The organism is Mycobacterium sp. NTMscope_MAC_12, from assembly GCF_976985675.1.
Window position 1 is genome coordinate 2,313,448 of sequence record NZ_CDRJYY010000001.1, and the last position, 25,819, is coordinate 2,339,266.

At 66.9% G+C, this 25,819-nt stretch carries 28 protein-coding genes and 1 pseudogene; 14 read left to right on the plus strand and 15 right to left on the minus strand.

The features are described 5' to 3' along the window. Positions 1 to 286: 286 nt before the first annotated feature. Genes AC0KS4_RS10615 through AC0KS4_RS10625 form a run of 3 tightly spaced genes read left to right on the plus strand, consistent with a single transcriptional unit; the run spans position 287 to position 3,352 of the window. Positions 287 to 1,537 (plus strand): glycosyltransferase family 4 protein, encoded by a 1,251-nt coding sequence (locus AC0KS4_RS10615; RefSeq protein ID WP_225329288.1) that lies wholly within the window; start codon positions 287 to 289, stop codon positions 1,535 to 1,537. Then, the gene (locus AC0KS4_RS10620; RefSeq protein WP_238955818.1) at positions 1,531 to 2,289 is read left to right on the plus strand and encodes a class I SAM-dependent methyltransferase; all 759 of its coding nucleotides are present in this window, start codon (positions 1,531 to 1,533) and stop codon (positions 2,287 to 2,289) included. Before AC0KS4_RS10615 ends, AC0KS4_RS10620 begins: the two co-directional genes overlap by 7 nt. Next, entirely contained in the window at positions 2,276 to 3,352 is a 1,077-nt protein-coding gene (locus AC0KS4_RS10625; RefSeq protein WP_238955819.1) for a prenyltransferase, read from the plus strand. The genes AC0KS4_RS10620 and AC0KS4_RS10625 overlap by 14 nt, the downstream gene beginning before the upstream one ends. A gap of 13 nt (positions 3,353 to 3,365) precedes the next feature. Here AC0KS4_RS10625 and AC0KS4_RS10630 read toward each other — a convergent pair whose 3' ends face one another. Continuing rightward, entirely contained in the window at positions 3,366 to 4,028 is a 663-nt protein-coding gene (locus tag AC0KS4_RS10630; protein ID WP_225329285.1) for a class I SAM-dependent methyltransferase, read from the minus strand. 119 nt (positions 4,029 to 4,147) lie between these two features. On the opposite strand from AC0KS4_RS10630, the gene AC0KS4_RS10635 reads away from it, so the two are divergent. From AC0KS4_RS10635 to AC0KS4_RS10645, 3 genes are all read left to right on the plus strand, one after another. Then, positions 4,148 to 4,843, plus strand: a complete 696-nt coding sequence (locus AC0KS4_RS10635) for a cutinase family protein (protein WP_225329297.1) — start codon at positions 4,148 to 4,150, stop codon at positions 4,841 to 4,843. A gap of 127 nt (positions 4,844 to 4,970) precedes the next feature. Next, positions 4,971 to 6,455, plus strand: coding sequence for a UbiD family decarboxylase (locus AC0KS4_RS10640; protein WP_238955820.1), 1,485 nt, complete (start codon positions 4,971 to 4,973; stop codon positions 6,453 to 6,455). Then, positions 6,455 to 7,105 carry a UbiX family flavin prenyltransferase gene (locus tag AC0KS4_RS10645; RefSeq protein ID WP_238955821.1) on the plus strand — a complete coding sequence of 217 codons (651 nt, stop codon included), beginning with the start codon at positions 6,455 to 6,457 and terminating at the stop codon, positions 7,103 to 7,105. Before AC0KS4_RS10640 ends, AC0KS4_RS10645 begins: the two co-directional genes overlap by 1 nt. A gap of 456 nt (positions 7,106 to 7,561) precedes the next feature. Here AC0KS4_RS10645 and AC0KS4_RS10650 read toward each other — a convergent pair whose 3' ends face one another. Then, the gene (locus AC0KS4_RS10650; RefSeq protein ID WP_275254311.1) at positions 7,562 to 8,173 is read right to left on the minus strand and encodes an LLM class flavin-dependent oxidoreductase; all 612 of its coding nucleotides are present in this window, start codon (positions 8,171 to 8,173) and stop codon (positions 7,562 to 7,564) included. A gap of 400 nt (positions 8,174 to 8,573) precedes the next feature. Here AC0KS4_RS10650 and AC0KS4_RS10655 point away from each other — a divergent pair, with 400 nt between their 5' ends. Beyond that, positions 8,574 to 8,873, plus strand: a complete 300-nt coding sequence (locus AC0KS4_RS10655; RefSeq protein WP_225329282.1) for a PE family protein — start codon at positions 8,574 to 8,576, stop codon at positions 8,871 to 8,873. Between the two features lie 440 nt (positions 8,874 to 9,313). On the opposite strand, the gene AC0KS4_RS10660 is transcribed toward AC0KS4_RS10655, so the two are convergent. Beyond that, complete coding sequence (locus tag AC0KS4_RS10660) at positions 9,314 to 9,520, minus strand: hypothetical protein (RefSeq protein ID WP_238955822.1); 207 nt, start codon at positions 9,518 to 9,520, stop codon at positions 9,314 to 9,316. A 254-nt stretch (positions 9,521 to 9,774) separates the two neighbouring features. Here AC0KS4_RS10660 and AC0KS4_RS10665 point away from each other — a divergent pair, with 254 nt between their 5' ends. Beyond that, positions 9,775 to 10,623, plus strand: coding sequence for a glycoside hydrolase family 16 protein (locus AC0KS4_RS10665; RefSeq protein WP_225329279.1), 849 nt, complete (start codon positions 9,775 to 9,777; stop codon positions 10,621 to 10,623). A 10-nt stretch (positions 10,624 to 10,633) separates the two neighbouring features. Here AC0KS4_RS10665 and AC0KS4_RS10670 read toward each other — a convergent pair whose 3' ends face one another. The 7 genes and pseudogenes from AC0KS4_RS10670 to AC0KS4_RS10700 all read right to left on the minus strand — a co-directional run bounded on the left by AC0KS4_RS10670 (position 10,634) and on the right by AC0KS4_RS10700 (position 17,128). Further along, entirely contained in the window at positions 10,634 to 11,479 is an 846-nt protein-coding gene (locus AC0KS4_RS10670) for a class I SAM-dependent methyltransferase (RefSeq protein ID WP_238955823.1), read from the minus strand. 128 nt (positions 11,480 to 11,607) lie between these two features. Beyond that, a pseudogene (locus tag AC0KS4_RS10675) lies at positions 11,608 to 12,843 on the minus strand (IS30 family transposase); the annotation flags it as partial. 117 nt (positions 12,844 to 12,960) lie between these two features. Then, positions 12,961 to 14,415, minus strand: a complete 1,455-nt coding sequence (locus tag AC0KS4_RS10680; protein WP_238957281.1) for an aldehyde dehydrogenase family protein — start codon at positions 14,413 to 14,415, stop codon at positions 12,961 to 12,963. Positions 14,416 to 14,525: 110 nt separating this feature from the next. Beyond that, complete coding sequence (locus AC0KS4_RS10685; protein ID WP_238955824.1) at positions 14,526 to 14,936, minus strand: VOC family protein; 411 nt, start codon at positions 14,934 to 14,936, stop codon at positions 14,526 to 14,528. A gap of 4 nt (positions 14,937 to 14,940) precedes the next feature. Further along, positions 14,941 to 15,393, minus strand: coding sequence for a helix-turn-helix transcriptional regulator (locus AC0KS4_RS10690; RefSeq protein ID WP_238955825.1), 453 nt, complete (start codon positions 15,391 to 15,393; stop codon positions 14,941 to 14,943). Positions 15,394 to 15,462: 69 nt separating this feature from the next. Continuing rightward, entirely contained in the window at positions 15,463 to 16,317 is an 855-nt protein-coding gene (locus tag AC0KS4_RS10695; RefSeq protein ID WP_238955826.1) for a lysophospholipid acyltransferase family protein, read from the minus strand. Continuing rightward, entirely contained in the window at positions 16,310 to 17,128 is an 819-nt protein-coding gene (locus tag AC0KS4_RS10700; RefSeq protein ID WP_225329273.1) for a class I SAM-dependent methyltransferase, read from the minus strand. Before AC0KS4_RS10700 ends, AC0KS4_RS10695 begins: the two co-directional genes overlap by 8 nt. Positions 17,129 to 17,207: 79 nt before the next feature. Between AC0KS4_RS10700 and AC0KS4_RS10705 the strand changes: the two genes are divergently transcribed. Beyond that, positions 17,208 to 17,777 carry a TetR/AcrR family transcriptional regulator gene (locus AC0KS4_RS10705; RefSeq protein ID WP_225329272.1) on the plus strand — a complete coding sequence of 190 codons (570 nt, stop codon included), beginning with the start codon at positions 17,208 to 17,210 and terminating at the stop codon, positions 17,775 to 17,777. 48 nt (positions 17,778 to 17,825) lie between these two features. Here AC0KS4_RS10705 and AC0KS4_RS10710 read toward each other — a convergent pair whose 3' ends face one another. Next, positions 17,826 to 18,728 (minus strand): NAD-dependent epimerase/dehydratase family protein, encoded by a 903-nt coding sequence (locus AC0KS4_RS10710; RefSeq protein WP_225329271.1) that lies wholly within the window; start codon positions 18,726 to 18,728, stop codon positions 17,826 to 17,828. Positions 18,729 to 18,790: 62 nt separating this feature from the next. Beyond that, on the minus strand, positions 18,791 to 19,975 hold the full coding sequence (locus AC0KS4_RS10715; protein WP_238955827.1) for an acyl-CoA dehydrogenase family protein: 1,185 nt from the start codon (positions 19,973 to 19,975) through the stop codon (positions 18,791 to 18,793). 76 nt (positions 19,976 to 20,051) lie between these two features. Here AC0KS4_RS10715 and AC0KS4_RS10720 point away from each other — a divergent pair, with 76 nt between their 5' ends. Continuing rightward, positions 20,052 to 20,432: an NYN domain-containing protein gene (locus AC0KS4_RS10720; protein WP_238955828.1), complete on the plus strand. Its 381-nt coding sequence runs from the start codon at positions 20,052 to 20,054 to the stop codon at positions 20,430 to 20,432. Then, positions 20,429 to 21,400 carry an NAD(P)H-dependent flavin oxidoreductase gene (locus AC0KS4_RS10725; RefSeq protein ID WP_275254119.1) on the plus strand — a complete coding sequence of 324 codons (972 nt, stop codon included), beginning with the start codon at positions 20,429 to 20,431 and terminating at the stop codon, positions 21,398 to 21,400. The genes AC0KS4_RS10720 and AC0KS4_RS10725 overlap by 4 nt, the downstream gene beginning before the upstream one ends. A gap of 13 nt (positions 21,401 to 21,413) precedes the next feature. Here the strand turns inward: AC0KS4_RS10725 and tpx are convergent, their stop codons facing one another. Continuing rightward, entirely contained in the window at positions 21,414 to 21,908 is a 495-nt protein-coding gene (gene tpx, locus AC0KS4_RS10730; RefSeq protein WP_238955829.1) for a thiol peroxidase, read from the minus strand. 122 nt (positions 21,909 to 22,030) lie between these two features. Here tpx and AC0KS4_RS10735 point away from each other — a divergent pair, with 122 nt between their 5' ends. Then, positions 22,031 to 22,981 carry a GlxA family transcriptional regulator gene (locus AC0KS4_RS10735; RefSeq protein WP_238955830.1) on the plus strand — a complete coding sequence of 317 codons (951 nt, stop codon included), beginning with the start codon at positions 22,031 to 22,033 and terminating at the stop codon, positions 22,979 to 22,981. Between the two features lie 18 nt (positions 22,982 to 22,999). Next, positions 23,000 to 23,743, plus strand: a complete 744-nt coding sequence (locus AC0KS4_RS10740; protein ID WP_238955831.1) for a DJ-1/PfpI family protein — start codon at positions 23,000 to 23,002, stop codon at positions 23,741 to 23,743. Between the two features lie 76 nt (positions 23,744 to 23,819). Here the strand turns inward: AC0KS4_RS10740 and AC0KS4_RS10745 are convergent, their stop codons facing one another. Beyond that, complete coding sequence (locus AC0KS4_RS10745; protein WP_238955832.1) at positions 23,820 to 24,296, minus strand: nuclear transport factor 2 family protein; 477 nt, start codon at positions 24,294 to 24,296, stop codon at positions 23,820 to 23,822. A gap of 59 nt (positions 24,297 to 24,355) precedes the next feature. On the opposite strand from AC0KS4_RS10745, the gene AC0KS4_RS10750 reads away from it, so the two are divergent. Next, positions 24,356 to 25,126 carry an SDR family oxidoreductase gene (locus tag AC0KS4_RS10750; RefSeq protein ID WP_238955833.1) on the plus strand — a complete coding sequence of 257 codons (771 nt, stop codon included), beginning with the start codon at positions 24,356 to 24,358 and terminating at the stop codon, positions 25,124 to 25,126. 7 nt (positions 25,127 to 25,133) lie between these two features. Here the strand turns inward: AC0KS4_RS10750 and AC0KS4_RS10755 are convergent, their stop codons facing one another. Then, complete coding sequence (locus AC0KS4_RS10755) at positions 25,134 to 25,811, minus strand: hypothetical protein (protein ID WP_238955834.1); 678 nt, start codon at positions 25,809 to 25,811, stop codon at positions 25,134 to 25,136. Between the last annotated feature and the right edge of the window lie 8 nt (positions 25,812 to 25,819).

The window sequence follows — 25,819 nt, forward strand, 5'->3', positions numbered from 1 at the left end:
CGATGGTAACAAAGCCCCCCGACCGCGCGTTGTCGCCGGTCAGCGGCCGCGACCCACCGGCCGGAAAGCCGGCCGCCGTCGGCCAGTGGCATGATCTTGGCGTGTCGGATATCCCGGAAGCCGTCGTCGCGCGGGGCGGTGGATCTCGGGCTCGTTGCGCTCACTTAGGTGACCGAACTATAGTCTGGACACATGTCCAGTTTGCTGTCACGGAGTTCGGGAGCCCGTTGACCGCGATGGATTCGGCGCCTTTCCGCGGTCATTTTCCAGCACAGAAGAGTTGAGTATGCGAATTGCCCTGCTGTCCTACCGTAGTAAGACCCATTGCGGCGGACAGGGCGTCTACGTGCGCCATCTCAGCCACGGCCTGGTGGAACTCGGTCATGACGTCGAGGTGTTTTCCGGCCAGCCCTATCCCGACCTGCTCGACCCCCGCGTCCGGCTCACCGAGGTTCCGAGCCTTGATCTCTATCGGGAACCCGACCCGTTCCGGGTGCCGCGGCCGAGCGAAATCCGCGACTCCATCGACCTTCTGGAATTGCTGACCACATGGACCGCGGGCTTTCCCGAACCGCGGACCTTCACGATGCGGGCCGCACGGTTGTTGGCCGAGCGGGCAGCCGATTTCGACGTCGTCCACGACAACCAGAGCCTGGGCACCGGACTGCTCAGCATCGCGGGCGCGGGGCTGCCGGTGGTGGCCACGGTGCACCACCCGATCACCCGCGATCGGGTGCTGGATCTGGCGGCGGCGCGATGGTGGCGAAAACCGTTGGTGCGCCGCTGGTATGGGTTCTTGGACATGCAGCAGGAGGTCGCCCGCCACATCCCCGACCTGTTGACGGTCTCGTCGTCGTCGGCCGCCGACATCATCAGTGACTTCGGTGTCTCGCCGGACCAGCTGCACGTGGTGCCGCTCGGGGTGAACACCGAGCTGTTCAAACCGGGCTCCGGCCCGCGGGAGCCGGGCCGCATCATCGCGATCGCCAGCGCCGACACCCCGCTGAAAGGCGTCCGCACCCTGCTGCAGGCCGTCGCCAGGCTGCGCACCGTCCGGGATCTCGAGCTGCGGCTCGTCGCCAAGGTCGAACCCAACGGCCCGACCCACAAGCTCATCGCCGAGCTCGGCATCTCCGACATCGTGCACATCACCAGCGGGCTCTCCGACGCCGAGCTCGCGGCGTTGTTCGCGTCCGCGGAGGTGGCCTGCATCCCGTCGCTCTACGAAGGCTTCTCGCTGCCGGCCGTGGAGGCCATGGCCAGCGGCACCCCGATCGTCGCCAGCCGGGTGGGCGCGCTGCCGGAAGTCCTTGGGACGGACGGCGCTTGCGCCGAGCTGGTGCCACCCGCCGACGTGGACGCCCTGACCCGCGCGCTCGGTGAACTCCTGGATTCTCCGGAAAAGCGCCGCCACCTCGGCAAGGCGGGACGGACACGCGCAGTCGACGTGTTCAGCTGGGAAGCCGTCGCCGCCCAAACCGTTCGGGTCTACGAGCGGGCGATCGCACGCGCCGCGCGAGGCGAAGCGACATGCTGACAGTCGATTTCGACCGGCTGGGGATCGGGCCGTCGAGCAAGGTCATCGACGTGGGTTGCGGCGCGGGCCGGCACGCCTTCGAAGCGTACCGGCGTGGTGCCGACGTTGTCGCCTTTGACCGCGATGAGGACGAATTACGGTCGGTGGACACCATTTTGCGCGCGATGGCCGACAACGGCGAGGCGCCCGCCGGCGCCTCGGCGAAGGTGGTCGTCGGGGATGCGCTCAAGTTGCCCTACGCCGACCAGACATTCGACTGCGTCATCGCCTCGGAGATTCTGGAGCACATACCGCACGACGACATCGCCATCGCCGAACTGATCAGGGTGCTCAAAGTCGGTGGCACGCTGGCGGTCAGCGTGCCGCGCTGGCTGCCCGAGCGGGTGTGCTGGTTGCTGTCCGACGAATACCACGCCAACGAGGGCGGCCACGTGCGGATCTACCGGGCCAACGAATTGCGCGGCAAGATCCTCGATGGCGGAATGGAATTGACGCATACCCATCACGCGCACGCGCTGCACTCCCCTTTCTGGTGGCTCAAATGCGCTGTGGGCGTCTCCAACACCGACCACCGGGCGGTGACCGCCTACCACAAGCTTCTGGTCTGGGATCTGATGCAGCGACCCAAGGTCACCCAGCTGGCCGAGTCGCTGCTCAACCCGCTGGTGGGCAAGAGCGTGGCGATGTACTTCGTCAAACAACAGCAGGCCGATAGCCAAGCGACCGCGGGATATTCAGTTGCATCGGTCTAACCTGCCCGCGGTCGCGGGGGTACTCACTCCCGAACAATGCCGACAGACCGCGCTGTCCATTGCCGCCGCACAGGAATCCTCGGGAGCCATCCCCTGGTTCGACGGCGGCCACACCGACCCGTGGGATCACGTGGAGTGCGCGATGGCGCTCACCACCGCCGGGCTGCTGGAGCCGGCGCGGGCGGCCTTCGACTGGAGCCGCCGCACCCAGCGGTCGGATGGCTCCTGGCCCATCCAGTTTCGGGCGGGTGTGATCGAAGACGCCAACAGTGACAGCAACTTCTGCGCCTACATTGCCGCGGGTGTCTGGCACCACGTAGTGGTCACCGGCGACGCGTCGTTCGCGGCCGAGATGTGGCCGGTGGTGCACAAGGCGATTGACTTCGTCATCGACATGCAGATCGGCAACGGCGAGATCGCTTGGGCTCGAAGCGAAGCCGGTCTGTTGCCGGAGGCCCTGCTGACCGGGTGCTCCAGCGTGTTTCACAGCATCCGCTGCGCGCTCGCGCTGGCCGCCTTCGTTGACGATCCCCAGCCGGAGTGGGAATTGGCGGTGGGCAGACTGGGCCACGCCATCACCGACCACCCGGAGGCGTTCACCGAAAAAGAGCGCTACTCGATGGACTGGTACTACCCGATCCTCGGCAGCGCCTTGCGTGGTCCGGCGGCGGCCGCGCGCATCAAGCAGCGCTGGGATGACTTCGTGGTCGATGGTCTGGGCATCCGATGCGTCGGCGATCGCCCCTGGGTCACCGGCGCCGAGACGTGCGAGCTGGTGATGGCGCTGGATGCCCTCGGCCAGCGCCAGGACGCCCATCGCCAGTTCGCCGCGATGCAGCACCTTCGCGAGGACGACGGATCCTATTGGACGGGCCTGGTTTTCGCGGACGGGAAACGGTGGCCCGAGGAGCGCACCACCTGGACCGGCGCCGCGATGATCCTGGCGGCGGACGCCCTGTCGGGCGCGACCGCCGGCGCGGGGATCTTCCGCGGCGACGCGCTACCGATGGGCCTGCAGACCGACTTCGACTGCGAATGCGTCGTCACCGGGCCGGGCCGGTAAGCGCAGACCTCCGCTACACCGGCTCCCCGGGCTGGCCGCCGACCCGTTCGAGCACCCGTAGCGATCCGGTGGCCGATACCTCCCGGAACTTCCCGGAATCGATTGCGCGGCAGTAGATGTAATACGGCGGACGCCCACCGTCTTTGGGGTCGGGGAACACGTCGTGGATGACCAGCGCCCCACCGGCATCGACCCACTTGGCCCAACCGTCGAAGTCCCGGTTCGAGGCGTCCTCGCTGTGGCCGCCGTCGATGAACAGGAACTGCAACGGGGCCCGCCACGCCCGCGCCACCAGGGGCGACTTGCCGACGATCGTGACGACGTGTTCGTCCAACTGGGCGGTGTCGAGGGTGCGACGAAACGTCGGCAGGGTGTCGAACAAGCCCGTGACCTCGTCCACCAGCGAGGCGTCGTGGTATTCCCAGCCGGCCTGATGCTCCTCGGAGCCGTGGTGGTGGTCGATCGTGTAGAGCACGCTGGCGGTCTGCTGCGCCGCCGCGCCCAGCAACAGCGTGGACTTGCCGCAGTATGTCCCGATCTCCACGCCGGTGCCGCCGCGGAGATAGCGCAGCGCGGCGTCGTAGAGCGCGCGCCCTTCGTCGGCCGGCATGAAACCTTGTACCTGTTCGGCCAGTGCGAACAAGCGCTCGGGCGCGCCCGCGTCGACGTGATCCATCAGGTGAACCTATCGTCTGGATCGGCGCCGCCGTCGCCGTGGTCGATGTTCGCGCTGAGCGATCACACGAGGTCGTCGTGCCGGCCGGCCAGCGGGCGCGGCGCGATCCCTTTACCATCATGGGCGTGCGCGCCTTGCCTATTCGTAAATTCGGTGCTGTCGGCCTTGCCGCGGTCACGGTCGCGGCCGCCCTTGTGCTGGCTGCCGCACCCCTTCCGCCCGCGTCGCCACTCGCGGCGCCACCGGCGGCGGCCGCCTGCCCGCCGGTGCAGGTTGTGTTTGCCCGCGGCCGCAATGAGTCGCCCGGACCCGGCGTGCTGGGCAACGCGTTCATCAGTGCCCTGCGGTCCAAGGTGAACCGGACCGTCGACGCCTATGCCGTGCGATACCCCGCCGACACCGAGGTCGCCCAGGGCGCCAACGACATGAGCCACCACATCCAGGACGTGGTCAACAGTTGCCCCGACACGCGGCTGGTGCTCGGCGGCTACTCGCTGGGCGCGGCCGTCACCGACGTCGTGCTCGCGGCGCCCATCGGCGCGTTCGGTTTCGACAGCCCCCTGCCGCCGGGCGTCGATCAGCACATCGCCGCGGTCGCGTTGTTCGGTAACGGAAGCCAATGGGTGGGTCCGATCACCAACTTCAACCCGACCTATAACGACCGGACCATCGAGCTGTGCCACGGCGCCGACCCGATCTGCAACCCGGCCGACCCCAACACGTGGAAGCAGAACTGGCCGCAGCATCTCGCCGGCGCCTACATCGACGCGGGCATGGCCAATGAGGCCGCCGACTTCGTCGCGGGCAAGCTCTGATCGATTCGGCTAGGCGCCGATAGCCCAGGCTCCAGACGCCCGTGTTGTTTCCGGCGGCTGGTGCGTGCGTTGATCCCGGCACAGACGGGTATTAGGAACTCCAGCTGCGCGCGGAGGGATTTAGCCATTGCCGGATGACCAGATCGTCGACCTCAGATCCGCGCTCGCCAGGCTAGCGCGCCATCCCAAGCAGCTGATCGAGACCGACCGTCCGATCGACCCTATCGGCGAACTCGCCGGCGTCTACCGCCGCATCGGCGCCGGTGGAACCGTCGAACGACCGACACGCATCGGACCGGCCATGATTTTCAACAACGTGACCGGCTTCCCCGGCTGGCGGGTGCTCGTCGGACTGATGGCCAGCCGCAAACGTGTCGGCATCCTGCTCGAATCACCGGCGAACCGGCTCACCCAACGCATGGCCGAAGCCTACGAAAACGCCTTGGGACCAACGGATTTCAGTGGCGACCAGGCGCCCTGTCAAGAGGTCGTGCATCGCGCCGACGCCCCGGACTTCGATCTGCGGACTCTGCTGCCCGCGCCCACCAACACCGACCTGGATGCCGGCCCCTACTTCTGCCTCGGTTTGGTGCTGGGCAGCGACCCAGAACTCGGCACCGATGTCACCATTCACCGGTTGTGCGTGCAGGGCCGCGACGAGATGACGATCTTCTTCGCGCCCGGCCGCCACATCGACGCCTTCCGGCAACGCGCCGAAGCCGAGGGACGAAAATTCGAGATCACGGTCAACATGGGCCTGGACCCGGCGATCCCGATCGGCGCCACCTTCGAAGCGCCGACAACCCCGCTCGGCTACGACGAGCTGGCCATCGCCGGCGGCCTGCGCGGCAGGCCGGTCGAACTTGTCAGGGGCGTCACGGTCGAACAGAAGGCAATCGCCTCGGCCGAGGTCGTCATCGAGGGGCACATCATTCCCGGGGAACGGCAGGCCGAAGACCAGAACACCCACACCGGGCACGCCATGCCGGAGTTCCCCGGTTACGACGGGCCGGCCAACCCCGCGTTGCCGGTGATCAAGGTGACCGCGGTGACCACCCGCACCGATCCGATTTTGCAGACCCTGGTCGGCCCCGGCGAAGAGCACGTCAGTCTCGCCGGAATCCCCACGGAGGCCAGCATTTTCCACGCCCTGCACGACGCCATGCCCGGCTTCGTGACCGACGTCTACTCCCATAGCGCCGGGGGCGGCAAGTTCCTGGCCATCCTCAAGTGCAACAAGACCAAGGCCTTTGATGACGGTCGCGCGCGCCAAGCCGCGCTCGTGGCGTTGGGTGTCTATTCGGAGTTGAAGAACGTCATCCTGGTGGATGCCGACGTCGACATCTTCGACAGCGACGACGTGCTGTGGGCGATGCAAACCCGGATGCAGGGTAACCGCGACATCATCACCATTCCCGGTGTGGCCGGCCACGTTCTGGATCCGACCCAGCAGCCGGAGTACGACCCGACGCTGCCGGCTAAAGGCACCAGCTGCAAAACAATTTTCGACGCCACCGCACCGTTTCACATGCAAGCCCAGTTCGAACGCGCGCACTTCCGCGACGTCGACCCCCGCCCGTATGCCCCCGATCTCGACTTGGAGTATCCGTGATGATCCAGCCGACCCAGCCCGACCGCCTCATCGTCGGGATCACCGGCGCCACCGGAATCGTCTACGGTGTCCGGGCCCTCGACGTGCTGCGCAGCGTCGGCATCGAGACCCACCTCATCGTCACCCGCGCCGGGCACCTGACCCGCGCCTACGAAACCGACCTGACCCGAGAGGAAATTGAGGCCCGCGCCGACCACGTGTACAGCGTCACCGACGTCGGCGCCCCCATGGCGTCAGGTTCCTTCCTCACGCGGGGCATGCTGATCGCGCCCGCATCGATGCGCAGCGTGGGCGAGATAGCCAACGGCGTGTCCAGCTCGCTACTGTCCCGGGCGGCGGACGTCGTCCTCAAGGAACGTCGCCGTTTGGTGCTCATGGTGCGCGAAGCGCCACTCAACCTGATCCACCTGCGCAACATGGCGACCATCAGCGAATCCGGCGGCACCATCTTTCCGCCGGTGCCGGCCTTCTATTTCCGGCCCACCAGCATCGAGGACATTGTCGACCACTCCGTCGGCCGCGCTCTCGACCAATTCGGCATCCACACCGACGTCTTCCCCCGGTGGGACGACGACCTGCGCCGGGCCGTCGCGCAACGCGGTACGCCGGAAGTGCAGGAATCGCAGGAAGTTCCGACGGGCCACGCCTAACGCAGGTGGGTGGGGTTCAGATCCTCGGGGATCTGCTGGCCGGCGTCCTCGTAGGCCTTCTTGATCGCGGCCATCGCAGGCGCGCCAATAGTCGCGCTTCTTGGCCACCACCGTGTCGTAGCTGGCCCGAAGCGGGTCCAAATGCCCACGGAATTCTGGGATCACGTAGCGCCCCATCAACTCGTAGCTGCGCAGCGTGGTCTCACGGTCGGCCCCAGTCGCCGGCCAGCACCAGGAAGCCGCCTGACCCGCCGGTGACGTTCTGCAGCCGGTGCAACGCCTCGATCATGTCCGTCCGGCGTGCCGACGATGGCGGCGTCCTCCTCGATCTCCTGATCGAGCGTGTAGTCGTTCCTCAGCCCGGCCACTCGCTTGAGCACCCGACACGTTCCGCCTCGCGGCCTTCGCGCACCTCGGCCTTGGCCTGTTCCCGCGTGGGCGCCAGATGTGCGCGGATCACCAAGCGCCACTCCTCGCGCCGCAGTTGTTTGCCGCTCTCCGCGGCGGCCTTCTCCCCAGCGCCCAGTGCGCAGCCAGATCCTTCTTGCCGCCGATCAGGCCGGCGCCGAGTGACAGCACGCCGACCCCATGCGTGCCCGCCGCCGTCATACCCGACGGCGAGGTGCTCGACGCGACGGCGATCGGCATCGAACCGTTCATCGGAAGCAGTTGCAGCCGAGCCTCCTCCAACGTGAACCAGTCGCTGTGGTGGGTGACGGTCTTACCGGCCAGCAGCCGAATGATCACGCCGAGCGCCTCGTTCATCCGCGGCCGCTGGGTCACCGGGTCGATGCCCATCATCGTCGCGTCGGAGACCAGTGTGCCCGGACCGACGCCCAGCATGGCGCGGCCCTGGGTCAGGTAGTCGAGTTGCACGAACCGGTCGGCCACCATCATCGGATGGTGGTACGGCAGGCTGACCATCCCGGAACCAAGCCGGATCCGTTGGGTCCGTTGCCCGGCAACCGCCAGGAACATCGCCGGATCGGCGATATTCTCCCAGGCGGCGGAGTGATGCTCACCGACCCATGCCTCGTCGAATCCCCAGCGGTCGCACCACTCGATCAGCTCGAGGGGCGACTACTACGAACCGTAGTATCTATGGCAATCGGTGTAAATATCCCGCCCGGAACCCGGCGCGGCGGACCGTCGCCGGATCAGGCCCGAGGACCGCTGAGTCAATGTGCGAGCGGAAACTAAAATAGAATACATATGTTCAGCCGCAGTATATGTTTTTCCGGCCGCGATATATATGTCTATAGCAAATTCATAAGGTGGATTGTGCCTGTTTATAGTGCCGCCAAAAGATCAATTAAAATCAACGAGAACGTGTACGAAAACCGAAGTTCAGCGTCCTTTTGGCTACGTCGGACGTGTTGAGTTCGCCGCAACCCGATAAATAGCGTCTCGGGGCAACCGGGCACGCCGACGTGTTCGTTCCGGTCCAAGTCCGCTGAAGGGAAATCGGATGTCATTCGTATCTGGTGCTCCAGACAAGTTGTCGGCCGCGGCCGCAAACCTCCAATCGATCGGCGCCGCGCTGAACGCCGAGAACACCGCCGCGGCGGGCCCGACGGTCGCGGTCGTTCCGGCGGCGGCCGATGAGGTTTCGGTCTTGGCCGCGGTGCGGTTTGCCGCTCATGCTCAGCGGTTTCAGGAACTGAGTGCGCGCGCGGCCGCGATTCAAGACTTGCTGGCGGTGATGTTGGCCGCGAGCGCCGGCTCGTATGCGGCGACCGAGGCGGCCAACGCGGCGTCGGCCGACTGAGCGCGCGGGGCTACTGAGGGACCAGAGCAACGGACTATGGCTTGCTGCCGCCCGCGGTCAACTCGGCGCGCATTTACGCCGCGCTGAAAAGTATTGACCACTATATTTCGGAATACACGATGATCGACGATATGGTCGCGCTGCACAGCAAGTACTCGGGCCATTCATGCCAACGGCAACGGCAGCCGCGCAGGGCACTAACGCCATTGTTGCCGTGACGACATTCATGAAAGGTTTGACGCCCGCGGCCGCCTGGGCGGCCAAGGCGGTCGAGGGTGGAGCTAATGCGCTGGGTTCCGCCGCCGCCGGGGCCGGCGGAAATGCGCGGCGGGGCGCACCCTTGCGGCGTACGGATTCACGCCGGGGGTGATGGCCAGGCCGCCGGCCGCCGGCTGGGACGATAAAGGGCGCTACGCGCGCCCGGCGAATCAAAAAGGTGATCAGGCCGGGGTGTTACTGCTGGAGCAGGCCCTGAAATTGCGGATCAGCGGAATAACCGCACTGCCCGAGACCGCGGCGCGCTGACGGGCGCGAAACGAAGGGTGGCGACGCATCGCTTCGTTACGTTCGCGTTCCCGACGTTGGGCGGCGGCCCATACCGGGTGGGACTGAAGGAAGATAACCGTGCCTTCTTGGTTATTCGCCACGATCGTCACTCCTCTCAGACCACGCGCAAAAGCTAGGACAGTGGTTATTGGATCGTGATTCCAGAATGCCCGCCGAATCCTGAGACCAAACCATCCGTCAAGATGAGAATTGACCATGAATTCCTCAGGCCTCGTTCGGATGCCACTGCCGTGCCGCCGTCCGCGCTGACCCGGCCGCGATTCGCACCATAGCGGCACGCTCCGACAATTCCCGTTTAACGTCGTGCACGGTTGGCTGCTATGGTCCCTTGCTTATGCCGGAGATCGATCGTCGCCGCATGATTCTGACGACCGGGATCGGCGTGCTGGCAGCCGCGCTGCCGGCCCCGAAAGCCTGGGCCCACCCGGCCGGACGGGATGAACCCGCCGGTCGGATCCCGGCGCCTGCCGCACCCAGCGGCCAGTCGGGGACCTATATTTTCGCCGACGAGTTCGACGGCCCTGCCGGTTCGGCACCCGATGCGTCCAAATGGGCAGTGGCGAAGGCCCGCGAGACGATCAAGGACCCGACCTATTGGGAGCGCCCCGAGAACATCGGCCAGTACCGCGATGATCGCCGGAACGTGTTCCTGGACGGCAAGTCGAATCTGGTGCTGCGCGCCGCCAAGGACGGGCCCACCTACTACAGCGGCAAGGTGCAGAGCCTGTGGCGCGGCGGGGTCGGCCACACCTGGGAGGCCCGGATCAAGCTGAACTGCCTGACCGCGGGCGCCTGGCCCGCGTACTGGCTCGGCAATGACGATCAGGGCGAGATCGACGTCATGGAGTGGTACGGCAACGGCAAGTGGCCGTCGGCCACCACCGTGCACGCCAAGGCCAACGGCGGCGAATGGAAGACGCACAACATCGCGGTGGACAGCGCCTGGCATACCTGGCGCACGCAGTGGGACGAGGCGGGCATCCGGTTCTGGAAGGACTACACCGACGGTGCCGCGCCCTACTTCGACGTGCCGGCCAGTTCCCTGCCCGATTGGCCTTTCAACGGGCCGGGCTACGCGGCCTATCCGGTCTTCAACCTGGCGGTGGCCGGATCGGGCGGCGAAGACCCGGGCCCCGGCACCTACCCCGCCGACATGCTCATCGACTGGATCCGTGTCTGGTAGACGGGCGCTCTCACTGCGTCAGCAGGGCGGTCGCGCTCCATGCCCTGCCACCCGGGCTGCGGGGATCTGGCTGCGGCAGCCAGGCAAGTGGGCGCATCACGAGCGGCAAGCGATGCATCCGGCGAGCGGCTAGATACAGCGCTTCCACGTCGACGGTGCGCCAGCCGAGGTTTTCGAAGTAGGCCAGCCCGTTCTCGGGCGCGAACTTGAATGGCGCGTTCTGCAACATGCCCGCCATCTTCTTGTTCATCATCTTCTTCAAACCGGGCCCGGCGAAGTCGAGCATCCACCAGTGGACCTCGGGCCGCTTGATCGCCGCGGAAAGGGCTGTCACGTCAGCGTCTTCCAGATACATCAACAGGCCTTCGGTGAGCACCAACGCCTTGGTCGCGCCGTCGAGCGCCTCGTTTAGGAAGGCATCCCGGGCCTGCGGGTCGGCAAGGTCGACGGCGGCCCGCGTCAACCGGCAGCGCGGTACCTGGTCGGCCAGCACTTCCGTCTTTTCGGAGAGCAGCTTCGGCAGATCCGCCTCCACCCAGACGAAGTCGGGCGGAAGGTCGAGCCGATACGGCCGGGTGTCCAACCCGGCGGCCAGATTCAGCACCCGGTCGCAACCGTCGGCGATCGCTTCGGCGATGGCGTCATCGATGATCTTGGTCCGGGCGACCAGCCACCAACCATTGCGGGTCGTGCGGGGCACGTTGTCGACGATCGCGCGGCCGTGGTCACCGGCGAGAAGCCCGGCGAGCGGGTCGCTGAACAACGCGTCGGGACGGGCCGATTCGGTCGCCCGGTGCAACGCCGTCCAGCGGGCCGTATCCGAAACATGGGTGATCGTGTGCGCTGGGCCTGACATACGTGCGTTATAGCAGCCTCGTCGCCGCCCTACTGACCTGCCCCGTCCGTGCAGCTTGCGCGCGAGAGTGCGACTACCGACGGTCTCTCTCGGGCGGTTTCACGCGGTGGATGCACGGTGGGTGGTTTGGACAATAGTTCGTTGAGGGCTTCGGCGGGTGTATTCCAGTCCAGGGTTTGGCGTGGTCGTCCGTTGAGTTCGGCGGCGACGTAGTCCAGGTAGCCGGCGCCATAGACCGATAGGTCGGTGCCTTTCGGAAAGTATTGGCGCAAAAGCCCATTGGTGTTCTCGTTGCTACCGCGTTGCCACGGCGAGTGTGGATCGCAGAAGTAGATATCCAAGTCAGTGGCGTCAGCGATGGCGAGGTGGTTGGTCAACTCCTTGCCCTGGTCCCAGGTCAACGAGCGGCGTAGATGGTCGGGCAACTCGGCCATTTTGGCCACGATGGCGTTTTGCACCGCCAGGGCGCCGTGGTCATCGGGCAGGTGCAAGAGCATGACAAAACGGGTGGTGCGCTCAACCAGAGTGCCAATCGCGGACCCCGATTTGGTGCTGCCCAGGATCAGGTCGCCTTCCCAGTGACCGGGGACGGCACGGTCGGCGACCTCGGGTGGGCGTTGGCTGATATTGACCATGTCGGGGATACGTCCGTGGCGGCGGGCCCCGGGCTGGTGCTGGGATCGGCGCACCGCGCGTTTGGTCCGCAGGCACCGATGCAGCTCGCGGCGCAACGAGCCGCGGCCCTGAACGTAAATGGCCTGGTAAATGGCCTCGTGGGACACCCGCATCTCCGGATCATCAGGGAAGTCGCGGCGCAGCCGCGCGGCTATCTGAGTTGGGCTATGCAACTGTTTTAACCGAGTCTGCACTTCGGCGTGCAGCCTGTCATTGATCGCGAGCTTGCGGGTCTTGGGGCGCCGCGCCCGATCAGCGGCACGGTCATGCGCCGACACGGCCAGATAGCGCACGCTCGCGGTCTTGCCGCTTTGGCGGGCCCCGAACGCCTCTTTGCGCCGATACCCCGATTTGCAGCCCGTATGGCGGTTACGCAACTCGCAGTTGCTGTCGATCTCACGCTTAATCGTCGATGCTGGCCGGCCCAACCGGCGCCCGATCGAGCGCAAAGATTCCTGGGCATGCACACCGGCCTGGATCTCGATGCGTTCCTGCAAGCTCAACCGCGGCCGGGGACCGCAGATATTCGGTGTCCTGAAACGGGGTTTCACCCCGCCAGCCTCACGGAACCACTGCCGACCCGTGCCTTGCGACACGCCGACGGCCACGCCCGCCGAGCCCGGATCAAGGCCCCGCCGAACACATTCCCAAAACACCGGAACCCGCGACCGCAACGTCCCATTGGCCATCGCAACACTCCTCACTCAGAAGATGTGTTGCATCCATCCCTTGAAATCAAGTCGAAAAACGTGTCGGCAGTTGCACTCTCGCGCGTCGGATAGCCGGCGGCGGGGTCTGACAGGGGTCTAGAGCTGGGCCCAGACCGACTTCGTCTTCAGGTAGATCTCCAGGCCCTCTTTACCGAACTCGTGACCCCAGCCGGACTGCTTGTAGCCGCCGAACGGCACATCGTGGTCGAAGACCAGCTGGCAGTTGACCTGAACGCTGCCGGCCTGCAACCGCCTCATGATCCGGTGGGCCCGACCGAGGTTCTCCGTCCACGCGGTGGCCGCCAGGCCGTAGGTGGTGTCGTTGGCCAGGGCCACGGCCTCGTCTTCGTCGTCGAACGGCAGGATGGTGACCACCGGCCCGAAGATCTCCTGCTGGTACAGCCGCATGCTCGTGCCGACGTTGGTGAGGACCGTCGGGTGGACGAAGTAGCCCTTGCGGTCCAGGCGGTGGCCGCCGGTGACCACCTCCACGCCGTCCTGCTTGCCCTCGTCGATGAAGCCCATGACCCGGTTCAGCTGCTTCTGGCTGATCAGCGGGCCACTGACGCAGCCCTCCTCGCTGGGGGCGCCCAGCTTGAACGAATTCGCCATCATCGCAACGCCTTCCACGACCCGGTCGTAGACGCCGCGCTGGGCGAAGATGCGTGACCCGCACACGCAGCCCTGGCCGGAGTGCACGAAGATGCCCAGCGACGCCATCATGATGGCGTTGTCGAGGTTGGCGTCGTCGAAGATCAGCACCGGCGATTTCCCGCCCAGTTCCAGCGTGACCTTCTTCAGGTTGTCCGCCGAGGCCCGCACGATCTCCTTGCCGACCTCGGTCGAGCCGGTGAAGGCGACCTTCTGGACGTCGGGGTGTGCGGTGATCGCGGCGCCCGCGGTGTGGCCGTAACCGGTCAGCAGGTTGACGACGCCCTCGGGCACGCCGGCCTCGTGAATGAGCCTGTCCAACAGCACCGCCGACAGCGGCGTCTCCTCGGCGGGCTTGACGAGCAGGCTGCCGCCCGCGGCCAGGGCCGGCGCGAGCTTCGCGCTGGCATTGAAGATCGGGCCGTTCCACGGGAAGATCAGGCCCACCACGCTGTAGGGCTCTTTGAGCGTGTAGGCGTGCATGTTGACGTAGTTGTCGGTGGCGATGCCGTCGGTCTTCACGTCGTAGGCGACGCCGTTGATCTTCGAACACCAACCGGCGTAGTAGCGGAAGAACTCCGAACAGGTGGACATCTGTAACTGGGCCTGCATCAACGGCATTCCCGTGTTCAGGGAGTCGAGTTGGGCGAACTCCTCGGCGTGTTCGTCGATCAAATCCCCGATCCGCCACAAGACCTTGGCCCGCTCGCGGCCGGGAAGCTCGGACCAGACACCCGACTCGAACGACTCCTTCGCCCGCGCGGCGGCGTCGTTGACCGCTTCCTGCCCGCAGTCGGTGAATTCGGTGATCGTCTCTTCGGTCGCGGGATCGATGACCGTGATGACGTCCCCCGTTCCGGGGCGCTTTCGAATGTCGTCCAGTACCGCCTGCACCGTCATCTGATCCCTTTCGTCTTGCCAGTCGTCGCACCAGCGCCGAATGCGCTCAGTGCTGAGCACTTGCTTAGCATTCTGCACACGGCTGGTCAAGCATTCGCAGGCGGATGGCCTCAGCGCAGTTCTTGGATGCGAATGAGGTTGCCCGCGGGATCGCGGACGGCACAGTCGCGAAGGCCGTACGGCTGGTCGGTGGGCTCCTGGACGATGTCGACATCGTTGTCCTGCAGGCGTTCGAAGGTGCCGTCCAGGTCCTTGGTGGCCAGCAGCAGCATGGCGTAGCTGCCCTTGGCCATCATCTCGGCGATGGAGCGGCGCTCGTCGTCGGTGAGGCCCGGGTTGGCGGCGGGGGGGTTCAAGACGATGGAGGTGTCCGGCTGGTTCGGCGGGCCGACCGTGATCCAGCGCATCGTGCCCTTGCCGACGTCGAGGCGGACTTCGAAGCCGAGGACGTCGCGATAGAAGGCGAGCGACGATTCCGGATCGTCATGGGGAAGGAAGCTCGAGTGAATGGTGATGTTCATGCGGTCAGGCTAGGCCCGGTGCGACGGCGGCTGCTTCTCGATTCCTGATCGGTCTCGTCACCTGTTTTTCCACGCATGGAGGTATGCCGGCCAGCGCATCCGCCGACTGCCGGCGGTAGGTGCTGGGCGGCACACCGACCAAATCGGTGAATCGGCTGCTGAAGGTGCCCAATGACGAGCAGCCGACCGCGAAGCACACCTCGGTGACGCTCAGATCGCCGCGGCGAAGCAGCGCCATCGCGCGCTCGATGCGCCGCGTCATCAAGTAGGAGTACGGCGATTCGCCGTAGGCAGACCGGAATTCGCGGCTGAGGTGGCCGGCGGACATGTGCGCGTCACGTGCCAGCGCTTCGACGTTCAACGGTTGCGTGTAGTCCCGGTCGATGCGGTCCCGGACGCGACGCAACAGCGCCAGGGTCCGCAGCCGCTGCGCCGTCGCGTCCGATCTGCCGGTCACTCGTTCGATGCTGCCACCCCGGGCCGCAAATCGCCTAAACCCGTGCGTCTCTGACCGTGCGTCGAACCTTCAGGCTGTCGTGGCGCTGCGCCATGCCAGCGGGTTGAGCCCGCGGTAGGGATCCTTTTCCCGCAACCGAAGCAGTTCGGCCAGTAGGGTTTCCAGTCGCCGTCGAGTCCGCTCTTTTACGATGTCCACCCACTGCTGGTTCTCGACACCGAGCGGTGTCGTGGTGTCGATCGGGGCGCCGAACCGCAAATACATCCGCTGCGGCCGCGGGATGAGGGTGGGGCCAATCCCCCGCACCAACGGCATCGCCATGTCCGGTCGGCCATTCAGTCGTCGAGTCAGCGCCGCACTGAACTTCGCGTACGCGCTGTCGCGTGTGGTCCAACTGCGATAGACGTCGTCGCCCCCGACCAGCCCGACCGGCACGATCGGGTAGCCGTTCTCCACCGAAACGCGGGCGAATCCGGAGCGTCCTTGCCAACGCAGCGCGTACTCCTCGCCCTTGAATTTCGCGATCTCGCGTCCGCCGCCGGGAAACACCAGGATGGTTTCGTCGTGGCGCATCAGTTCGCGGACAGTCTCGGGTGCGCCGATGACGCCGCCGAACGCCGCCATCAGGTCGGCGGGCAGCCCCCGCAGCCGCCCGAAATTCCGGTCAGCCAGCGGCCGCACCCGCGTTCCGATGCTGCGGCGCACCGTGTCTGGGATCAGAAAGACCTCGGAGCCGAACTGAGTGTGGTTACCCACCAACAGGAATCGCCCGTCGGGCGGCAGATTCTCCAGGCCGTCGACGTACGGCCGGGACAGGTCCAGAACGGGTTGCAGCCGGTTGGTCACCACATCGAGCACCCGGCGCAGCGACCGGACGCGCCCACTGGGTTCCATGATGCCAACCAGATCAACGTCGTCACTCATGGTCGGCGGGGCCGTCCGGACGCGAGAACACGACGATGCTCGCCGGCATCCCGAGTCGGCGCGGCGAGGTCAGGACCTCGACCCGTATCCCCGGGGCGGCGGCGTGGCCAAGGGTCTCGAGCGCCGATGTGCTGTATGCCCGCAACGCGCTGATGAACCCGTCGTGCAACGTCGGTGGTATCCAGGACCACGGCAATAGCGCGAGGTTCACCGGCAACGCCATCACCGGAAACAGCAAGGTAGCCAACGGCGTTCGCCTCTTGAGGTCAATGACCAAGAACCGCTTCCCGACCCGGGTGGCCTCGGCGATGGCGCGACAGGCGATCGCCGGCGGCAAGTGGTGAAACGCCATCGCAAACACCACCAGGTCATAGCTGTCGTCCGGGGCGTCAATGGCGGTTGCGTCGATCACCTCGGCGTGCGCCCGAGGGTGAGCGCCGAGCTCACTCGCGTTGATGTTGGCGACCGAGGTGGAGTCCACATCGGAGACGGTGACCGTAGCCGTGGGGTGCAGTTCGAGGAGCTTGGCGGACAGCTTGCCGTGACCCGCGCCCAGCTCGAGGACGCGTGGGTTGGGGATGTCGCCGACAACGTCCAGGGCGATCCGGGCGAAAGTTTCGTGCTGGTTGGTCAGGGTGCCGATGCGATCCAGCATCCCGATGACCTTCTGCTTGACCTCGTCGGCGATGTCGTCGCGGTCGAGGTACTCCAGCGCATCGGTCTCGAACCGACGATCCAGCCACGACGCATCAGGGCCGCCCCGCGGCATCGTCGCAATAGCGGTCTGGTCGAGCGTCTTGGCCGTGCCCATCACAACGTCTCCTTCACGATTTACCTTGTGCTCCCACCACCCTAACAAACGAACCAGTTCGTCCGCCTATGATGACCGTGTGAGGACGACCACTGAGCTGCGCGGCGAAATTCTCGCCGCTGCCCGAGCGGAATTCGCGCAGTACGGATTGGCGGGCGCGCGCATCGATCGCATCGCGCGGGCCGCGAGCGCGAGCAAGGAACGCCTGTACGCGCACTTCGGCGACAAGGAAACGCTCTTTCGCGGCGTGGTAGCCGCCGACGGCGCGGAGTTCTTCCGCGCGGTGGAGTTGCGTCCCGATGCCGTGCCCGAGTTCGTCGGTGACATCTTCGATCTCGCCCAGAACAGGCCGGAGCATCTGCGGATGATCACCTGGGCGCAGCTGGAGGGCTTTCCCCTCGACAAGCCGGAGTTCGAGGGCGAATCCCCACCCGATACGGCCATCGCCGCGCTGGAACAGGCCCGGCTCGACGGCCACGTCGACCCGTGGTGGGACCCTCGCCAACTGCTGGTACTGCTGTTCGGAATCGGGCTCTCCTGGGCCCACTGGCCCGACCCCGACGCGGCGACCACGGACGCGGACGTCATCGCAGAGCGGCGCGCGGCCGCGGTGGAGGCGGCTGCCCGCATCGTCAGCGCGCGAGCTTAGCCCGGTCGTCGACGAATTTGCCGTCGAATAGTATTGTGCTGCAACGTATTAGACGCCGACAAGTTCAGGGTGGAACTTGGCCGCCATGCGCCGAATTCCGTCCTGCCAGTCGACCGTGGTGCCGCCGATGAGCTCGTGCATCCGGTCGATGGTGGTCGGGTTGCCGCGTAGCGCTTGCTCGTTCGCCTCGAAGATCGGCTCCTTGCCGACCAGGGAGCCGAGGTAGTCACACCACTCCTGCAGGCTGACGGTCTGGTCACCACACCAGTTGACGGTGGTCGCCGGGACCGACGCGACCTCCAGCAGCTTGGGGATGGTGGCGATGATGTCGTCCTCGTGAATCGGGTTGTAGCGGGCGGGCTCACCGGGCGGGACCGGGATCGGGATGCCCGCCAGCATCATCTCCATGTGGTAGAACGGCCACCCGCCGTTGTCGCCGTAGGGGACGTTGAGCCGGGCGATCGTGGTGGGCAGCCCGATGACCCGCGCCACCGAACGGGCGACCACCTCGCCGGCGATCTTGGAGATGGAATAGGTGGGAAACAGCGGCTTGTGGTTGTCGCCCAGGGCGGAGCGCTCGCTGCGCGGGGCGTCGTCCGGCGGGTCGTACACGGCGGCCGACGAACAATGCAGGAAGGCCTTCGCCTCGCGGCAGTGGGCCATGAGCAGGCCGACCGACTCCGCGTTGGCCGCCAGGTCCTTGTCCCAACTGCCGCTCTTGGCCACCGCCAAGTTGAGGACGTAATCGAAATCCGTTGGCAGACCGGAGAAGTCGCCGGCGGCCAAATTCACCGCCTCGCAACGAATTCCGGCCGCCTCCAGGGCTTCTCGCGCGGCGGGATCGGTGAAGCGGGCGATTCCCCACACTTCGTTGTCGGCCGCGAGCGCCCGGGCGATGGGGGTGGCGATTTGACCGGTCGGACCGGTGATCAGGATCTTGGAGCCGCGCATGGGCGCAATGCTAGCGAGGAGCTGATTGGCCGTCAGTGGATCCGTCAACGTTCGCCGGCGAATCACAGCCCGGGCTGGTCGTCGATGATGCCCAGCCATATCTGCGCGACGTCGATGGCCACCTTCTCACTGATGAAGGCGTGCTGGGTTCCGGTGTAGATGTCACGGAAGGCGCGTTCCAGCCGGCTGCCCTCCCGGATCGAGCTGGTCCCCGCGACCAGGTGGGCCCACTCGGCGCAGCCTCGGGCGGTGTCGGTGGCGTAGACGGCGGCCACTCGCATGTCGGCGCGCAGGGCCGGCGTGAGCTCCTCCCCCGACGCCACCGCCGCCTCGGCGGTGGTGAACGCGTCGAGCACCAGCAGGCGGGCCGCTCGCCAGGCCGCTCGGTGGTGCGCCAGTCCCTTCTGGAAGGTCGGGCGGCTGGCCAGCGACGCCATGTCGCTCATCCGGAATTTCGTCGCGGCCAGCTCTTGCACGTCGTCGAGCATGCTCTTGGCCACCCCCAGCGCCCACGAGGCGTGCCCGGCGGCGCTGACGGGCATCAGGCCCATCCGGGTGGCCGGCGACGTGCCCCGGTACGGGCGCCGCGTGAACAGTTCGAACGTGCGGCCGGCGGGGACGAACACGTCGGTGGCGCTGTAGTCGTAGGAACCGGTTCCCTTGAGCCCCTGGACAAACCAGCCGTCGTCGAAGCTGATCTCGGACCGGGGAATGATGGCAACCCGCATCTCGGGGAAACCCTCACTGATCCAGCGCATCTCGCCGTTGTCCGTCGGAAGGAATCCGGCCGCAACGTATTGCGAGTGCCCGATCCCCGAACCGAAGTTCCACGCCCCGGTGACGAGGTAACCGCCGTCGACGGCCGACCCCTGCCCATTGGGAAAGAACTGACCGCCCATGGTGACGCGGTTGTCGTGGGCGGTGAACACTTCGGCGAAGCCCTCGTCCGGCAAGTACGCGGCGGCCGCGAAGGACGACGGCAGATTGGCGATCCCCACCCAGCCGAACGAGCCGTCCTGCCAAGCCATTTCGATCCAGGTTTCGATCATCTCGGTGAAGGACGGCTCGACGCCGCCGGCCACGACCGGGTTGAACGCGGACATCAGCCCGCTGGCCCACATCTCGTCGACGATCGCCGGAGTCAGGGTGCGCAAGCGTTCGGATTCGGCGGCCTGGGCAGCCACCAGCTCGCGCATACCGCGCGCCAGCGAAACGACCCGGTTTTCGGTGTCGGCGATCGACGTCATGAGGGTGACCGTATCAACCAGCCGACGCACGACGAATGAAAATCGCGTGTCACGCCGCGTCGCTTACCGTGTATTCGTGCGCTGGATCGTTGACGGCATGAACGTGATCGGGAGCCGGCCCGACGGCTGGTGGAAGGATCGCAACGGCGCGATGGTCGCGTTGGTGCAGCGCCTGGACCGATGGGCAGCCACCCAAGGAGACGGGGTGACCGTGGTGTTCGAACGTCCGCCCGCGACCGCCCTCACCTCATCGGCGGTCGACATAGCCCACGCCCCCAGGGCCGCCGCGAACTCGGCCGACGACGAGATCGTCCGGCTCGTCGCGGCCGACGCCCACCCGCACGACATTCGCGTCGTGACATCCGACCGAACCCTGGCCGAGCGAGTGCGAAGCCTGGGCGCGTCCGTCCATCGGTCGGAGAGCTTTCGCGACCTCGTCGACCCGCGCGGCCGATGAGTACCGCCGGCGGAGCCCCAGCGCCCAACCGGGTCTGCACGCTCGCGGGCATCGACATCCCGATCATTCAGGCGCCGATGACCTACATCGCCGGCGCCCAGCTGGCCGCGGCGGTATCGAACGCCGGGGGCCTCGGCATCATCGAGACCACCTCAGATCAAGGTCGAGCCGACCTGCGGCGCGTGCGCGACCTGACCGACGGCGCCGTCGGCGCCAACATCGCCCTGCTCTTCAACCGTGATCCCGCCATGCTGGATCTGCTTGTCGCCAACGACATTCGGTTCGTGACCACCTCGGCCGGGGACCCCTCGCTGTTCACCGATCGGCTGCACGACGCGGGCATCACGGTCTTCCACGTGGTGGGTACCCTGGCCGCGGCGCGCAAGGCCGTCGACGCCGGCGTGGACGGGCTCGTGGTCGAAGGCGTCGAGGGCGGCGGATTCAAGAACCGCTTCGGTGCCTCCACCATGGTGCTGCTGCCCTTGGTGGCGGCCCACGTCGACGTCCCGATCGTGGCCGCCGGCGGGATCTGCGACGCCCGGTCGATGGCGGCCGCCTTCGTCCTCGGCGCCGAAGCGGTGCAGATGGGCACGCGGTTACTCGCCTCGGCGGACTCCCCCGTGCACGGCAACCTCAAGCGAGCGGTCGTCGAGGCCGACGAGACGGGCACGGTCCTGCTCCCCCTCGACGGCAAACGAATGATGCGCGTCATCCGCACGCCCGCCGCCGAGCGGCTGGACACCGCGACGTCGGCCGGCGAGGGCGCGGCGGCGCTACAACGGGTGCAGCGGCTCTACTTCGAGGGCGACCTGGACGCCAGCGTCGCCAACACCGGCCAGGTGGCCGGCCGTATCCACGACCTGCCCCCGGCCGCCGACATCATCGATCAGATGTGGAAAGGCTGCCGCGAGGCGCTGGCCACCACCGCCGACCGCCTCGGGACGGTCGGCAGCGAGGCCGGCGCCTAGCTGTCCGGCGAGATCAGCCCGCCGCGGCCAGCGCCGCGTCGTAGTTGGGCTCCTGCGCGATCTCGGGCACCAATTCGGTGTAGGCGACATTGCCGTCGGCGCCGATCACCACGATCGCCCGCGCGAGCAGCCCGGCCATCGGGCCGTCGGCGATGGTGACGCCGTAATCCTCGCCGAAGCTGTCCCGGAACGCCGACGCGGTCTTGACGTTCTCGATGCCCTCGGCGCCACAGAAACGCGCCTGCGCGAACGGCAGATCCTTCGAGACGTTCACCACGGTCGCCCCGCCCCCGGCGGCGCGCTCGTTGAAAGTCCGCACGCTCGTCGCGCAGACCGGGGTATCCACGGACGGAAAGATGTTGAGCACCACGGGCTTACCGCCGAACTGCTCACTGCTGACCGGCGCCAGATCGCCGCCCGTCAGGCTGAAGCCGGGGGCTTTGGATCCGACGGCAGGTAGCTCGCCGACTGTGTTGATCGGGTTTCCACGCAACGTTATCTGTGCCATGCGCACAGTCTGCCAACACCGCCCCGGACGCCCCGGGGCAGGGTGGGGCGCAGCCTTTCGTGTCCTAATTGGTGGGATACATGGCGTAGACGACGCACCCCGCTGTGTCCAACACTGGGTTCATGCCTCGCAAGGTGGTCATCGCCGGTTACCCCGGCGTGCAGGCGCTCGACGTGATCGGGCCGCACGACGTGTTCACGACCGCATCGCTGTTGACGGGCGGAAGCTACGACGTCACCGTCGCCTCGGTCGACGGCCAACCGGTGTCGACGGCCACCGGGCTGGCCCTCGTCGCGACGCCGTTGCCGGACCCGGGCGAGCCGATCGACACGGTCGTGCTGCCCGGCGGCGCGGGCGTCGACGCGGCGCGGGCCGATGCCGAGCTGGTGGCCTGGGTCAAGGCCGTCGCCGGACATGCCCGCCGCATGGTGACGGTGTGCACCGGCGCGTTCCTTGCCGCCGAGGCGGGTCTGCTCGACGGGCAGCGCGTGACCACGCACTGGGCCTTCGCCGAACGTCTGGCGAGCGAGTTTCCCGCCATCGACGTCGACGCCGACCCGATCTTCGTCCGCACCTCGGACACCGTATGGACCGCCGCGGGGGTCACCGCGGGAATCGACCTCGCCCTGGCGCTGATCGAGGAGGACCACGGCACCGAGGTCGCCCAGACGGTGGCTCGCTGGCTGGTGCTGTATCTGCGCCGGCCCGGCGGACAGACGCAGTTCGCGGCGCCGGTGTGGATGCCGCGGGCCAGGCGCGACTCGATTCGCGAGGTGCAGGAGACGATCGAGGCCGAACCGGGCGGCCCGCACACCGTCGACGATCTGGCCCGCCGGGCCGCGATGAGCCCGCGCCACTTCACCCGGGTGTTCACGGCCGAGATCGGTGAGGCGCCCGGCCAATACGTCGAGCGCATCCGCACCGAAGCCGCGCGCCGACAGTTGGAGGAGACCGACGACACCGTCGTCGCGATCGCCGCCCGATGCGGCTTCGGTACCGCGGAGACGATGCGCCGCAATTTCCTTCGCCGCGTGGGCATTTCGCCCGACCAGTACCGCAAGGCCTTCGCTTAGCCGGAAAGGACGACACCAATGACCCAGATCGCCATCGTGGCCTATCCAGGATTCACCGCGCTGGACATGATCGGCCCCTACGAGGTGTTGCGCAACCTCCCGGGCGCCGACGTGCGGTTCGTCTGGCACGACGCCGGGCCGATCACCGCCGACTCCGGCGTGCTGGTCATCGGCGCCACGCACTCGCTGGCCGAAACGCCTTCTCCCGACGTGATTCTCGTCCCGGGAGGCCCCTCGACCCCGGTCCATGCGCGCGACGACGCGCTGCTCGACTGGCTGCGCCGCGCGCACCGCACCGCGAGCTGGACGGCGTCGGTGTGTTCGGGCTCGGTGATCCTGGCGGCCGCGGGGCTATTGCAGGGCCGGCGGGCGACGTCGCACTGGCTGACGATTCCCGCGCTGAAAGCCTTCGGCGCCGTTCCGGTGGGAGACGAGCGAATCGTGCACGAGGGCAACGTCGTCACCAGCGCGGGCGTGTCCGCCGGACTCGACCTCGCGCTGTGGCTGGCCGGACAGATCGGCGGCGAAAGCCGCGCCAAGGCAATCCAACTCGCGCTGGAATACGACCCGCAACCACCGTTCGACTCGGGCCACATGTCGAAGGCGTCGGCGACCACCAAGGCCGCGGCGACCGCGCTGCTGTCCAAGGACAGCGTGAAGCCGGCCAACGTGAAGGCCACGACCTTGCTGGCCTGGGAGCAGGCGCTGGGCAAGGTCCGGTCGCGGCGCCGGCGGCGCGTCGCCCCGGTGGTCGCGCGCTAACACCAACGCCGAGTGTGCGATTCACGACGCGACACGCTGGTGATGCGTCGCAGACCGCACGCTCGGGTCGGCCTAGTTAGGCGTTGGGCTGCAGGATCTCGGTCGTGGCGAGCTTCCCGCCGGCCTGCATCCAGGCCGCGACGACGCGGGGTGCGTCACGGTCGGGGTTGTAGATGTCCTCCTCGCTGGAGAACAGACCGTCGCCGGCGTAGACCAGCCGGGTCCAGTTGGGGAACCAGAACGGTTCGCCGTCCGGATCGGTGGGGTGGTCCAGCAGGTTCTTGATCATGACGACGACGGCGTCGTTGTCCTCGTCGTGCGCGATCCAGTCGTTGGGGAAGCGCATGTGCGGAAACGGCGCCATCACCGCGACGATCCAGTCCCGCACCGCCTCGCGCCCGTGGAAGACGCCGTAGTGATGCTCGGTGTAGACGACATCTTCGGTGAACAGATCCGCGAACGGGCGCCAGTCGCCCGACGCGCTGCACCCTTCGACGACCTTGGTGTAGTTCTCGACGGCTTCGTCGATTTCTGCCCTGGTGAATTTGCCCATAGCGGACACACTAGAACGTGTTTCGGTTTTGGGTTGCCGGTTGCGAATAGGGTTATCGAATGAACGTGTGGGACCTGTTCGACTTGCGCGGCAAGCGCGCGTTGGTGACCGGCGCGTCCAGCGGCATCGGCAAGCAGGTGGCACAGGCGTATCTGCAAGCCGGCGCCCAGGTCGCCCTTGCGGCACGGAATTTCGAAGCCTTGCAACGCATCGCCGGCGAGCTGTCCGCAGACGGAGAAGGCAACGTGGTGCCGATCCGTTGTGACGTCACGCAACCGGACCAGGTGGGCACCATGGTGGACCGGGTGATCGCGGAGTTGGGCGGCATCGACATCGCCGTGTGCAACGCCGGGATCATCGCCGTCACCCCGATGCTGGAGATGTCACCGGAAGAATTCCAGCGCATCCAGGACACCAACGTGACCGGAGTCTTTCTCACCGCGCAGGCGGCGGCCCGGGCGATGGTCCGGCAGGGACACGGTGGCGCCATCATCACCACCGCCTCGATGTCGGGCCACATCATCAACGTGCCGCAGCAGGTCGGCCACTACTGCGCCTCCAAGGCGGCCGTCATCCATCTGACCAAGGCGATGGCCGTCGAATTCGCGCCCCACAACATTCGGGTCAACAGCGTCAGCCCCGGCTACATCCTCACCGAACTCGTCGAGCCCCTCGAGGAGTATCACCGCCTGTGGGAGCCCAAGATTCCGCTGGGCCGCATCGGCCGGCCTGAGGAACTCATCGGCCTCTACCTGTATCTGGCCAGCGAGGCGTCCAGCTACATGACCGGTTCGGACCTCGTGATCGACGGCGGGTACAGCTGCCCGTAACGGGACGTCAGCGCTCGATCTCGCCGGAGATCCCGCGTTCGATGTTCGCCCGTGCGCCCGACGGCAGCACCAAGAGGCCGTCGAGTTCGTTACGGGCCACCTCGTAGGCGCGCTGACGTTCGTGCGCCGCCGCCGCGGGGTCGGCCGCCACCCGAAGCAGGCTCTGCGCGCGGGCGATCCGTTGCTGATCCGCCCGGGAAAAGTCGTTGCGGCGTCGGCGCATCGCCTCGGCCTCCGCGGCGTTGAACGCGGTCGCGTAATCCTCGACGGCGGCCATGTATTGCGCGGCGGCTTCCCGATCGTCGAGGAGATCTTCGGCCTTGACGGGCCGCAGGAAGTCGGCGCGGAGTTTGGCTTTGTGGAACGCGACCGTCAGCGCATCGCGCATGTCGGTCATGAGCGGAAAGTCCAGGAGCTTTGCGACGTCGAGTTCGTACTCGAGCCAACGATCATCGGTGCGGCTGTGTTCGTCGAGGACGCGCCGGATCGCGCGCCATTGGGCCGCGTGGTTGTTCGCTGCGGCTGGGCCGGCGGGCGCGTCGGGCAGCGGTGTCCGCTCGGATTCCCGCGCCCGCTCGTCGGCGCGCCGCCGGTAGGCGCCGAACGCACGCACCGCGGCCACGATCGCGCCCGTCAGCGGCAGGATGAGGATCAGCAGCTCCGCCAATCGGAATAGCAAGCCCACATGGCCAG

Excerpts from the sequence above, each read along its gene's own strand:
- AC0KS4_RS10680 (WP_238957281.1), bottom strand. The coding sequence starts at position 14,415 with ATGACGGTGCAGGCGGTACTGGACGACATTCGAAAGCGCCCCGGAACG.
- AC0KS4_RS10615 (WP_225329288.1), top strand. The coding sequence starts at position 287 with ATGCGAATTGCCCTGCTGTCCTACCGTAGTAAGACCCATTGCGGCGGA.
- AC0KS4_RS10750 (WP_238955833.1), top strand. The coding sequence starts at position 24,356 with ATGAACGTGTGGGACCTGTTCGACTTGCGCGGCAAGCGCGCGTTGGTG.
- tpx (WP_238955829.1), bottom strand. The coding sequence starts at position 21,908 with ATGGCACAGATAACGTTGCGTGGAAACCCGATCAACACAGTCGGCGAG.
- AC0KS4_RS10645 (WP_238955821.1), top strand. The coding sequence starts at position 6,455 with ATGATCCAGCCGACCCAGCCCGACCGCCTCATCGTCGGGATCACCGGC.
- AC0KS4_RS10745 (WP_238955832.1), bottom strand. The coding sequence starts at position 24,296 with ATGGGCAAATTCACCAGGGCAGAAATCGACGAAGCCGTCGAGAACTAC.
- AC0KS4_RS10655 (WP_225329282.1), top strand. The coding sequence starts at position 8,574 with ATGTCATTCGTATCTGGTGCTCCAGACAAGTTGTCGGCCGCGGCCGCA.
- AC0KS4_RS10635 (WP_225329297.1), top strand. The coding sequence starts at position 4,148 with ATGGGCGTGCGCGCCTTGCCTATTCGTAAATTCGGTGCTGTCGGCCTT.
- AC0KS4_RS10665 (WP_225329279.1), top strand. The coding sequence starts at position 9,775 with ATGCCGGAGATCGATCGTCGCCGCATGATTCTGACGACCGGGATCGGC.
- AC0KS4_RS10725 (WP_275254119.1), top strand. The coding sequence starts at position 20,429 with ATGAGTACCGCCGGCGGAGCCCCAGCGCCCAACCGGGTCTGCACGCTC.
- AC0KS4_RS10695 (WP_238955826.1), bottom strand. The coding sequence starts at position 16,317 with ATGAGTGACGACGTTGATCTGGTTGGCATCATGGAACCCAGTGGGCGC.
- AC0KS4_RS10670 (WP_238955823.1), bottom strand. The coding sequence starts at position 11,479 with ATGTCAGGCCCAGCGCACACGATCACCCATGTTTCGGATACGGCCCGC.
- AC0KS4_RS10735 (WP_238955830.1), top strand. The coding sequence starts at position 22,031 with ATGCCTCGCAAGGTGGTCATCGCCGGTTACCCCGGCGTGCAGGCGCTC.
- AC0KS4_RS10620 (WP_238955818.1), top strand. The coding sequence starts at position 1,531 with ATGCTGACAGTCGATTTCGACCGGCTGGGGATCGGGCCGTCGAGCAAG.
- AC0KS4_RS10685 (WP_238955824.1), bottom strand. The coding sequence starts at position 14,936 with ATGAACATCACCATTCACTCGAGCTTCCTTCCCCATGACGATCCGGAA.
- AC0KS4_RS10700 (WP_225329273.1), bottom strand. The coding sequence starts at position 17,128 with ATGGGCACGGCCAAGACGCTCGACCAGACCGCTATTGCGACGATGCCG.
- AC0KS4_RS10710 (WP_225329271.1), bottom strand. The coding sequence starts at position 18,728 with ATGCGCGGCTCCAAGATCCTGATCACCGGTCCGACCGGTCAAATCGCC.
- AC0KS4_RS10715 (WP_238955827.1), bottom strand. The coding sequence starts at position 19,975 with ATGACGTCGATCGCCGACACCGAAAACCGGGTCGTTTCGCTGGCGCGC.
- AC0KS4_RS10630 (WP_225329285.1), bottom strand. The coding sequence starts at position 4,028 with ATGGATCACGTCGACGCGGGCGCGCCCGAGCGCTTGTTCGCACTGGCC.
- AC0KS4_RS10740 (WP_238955831.1), top strand. The coding sequence starts at position 23,000 with ATGACCCAGATCGCCATCGTGGCCTATCCAGGATTCACCGCGCTGGAC.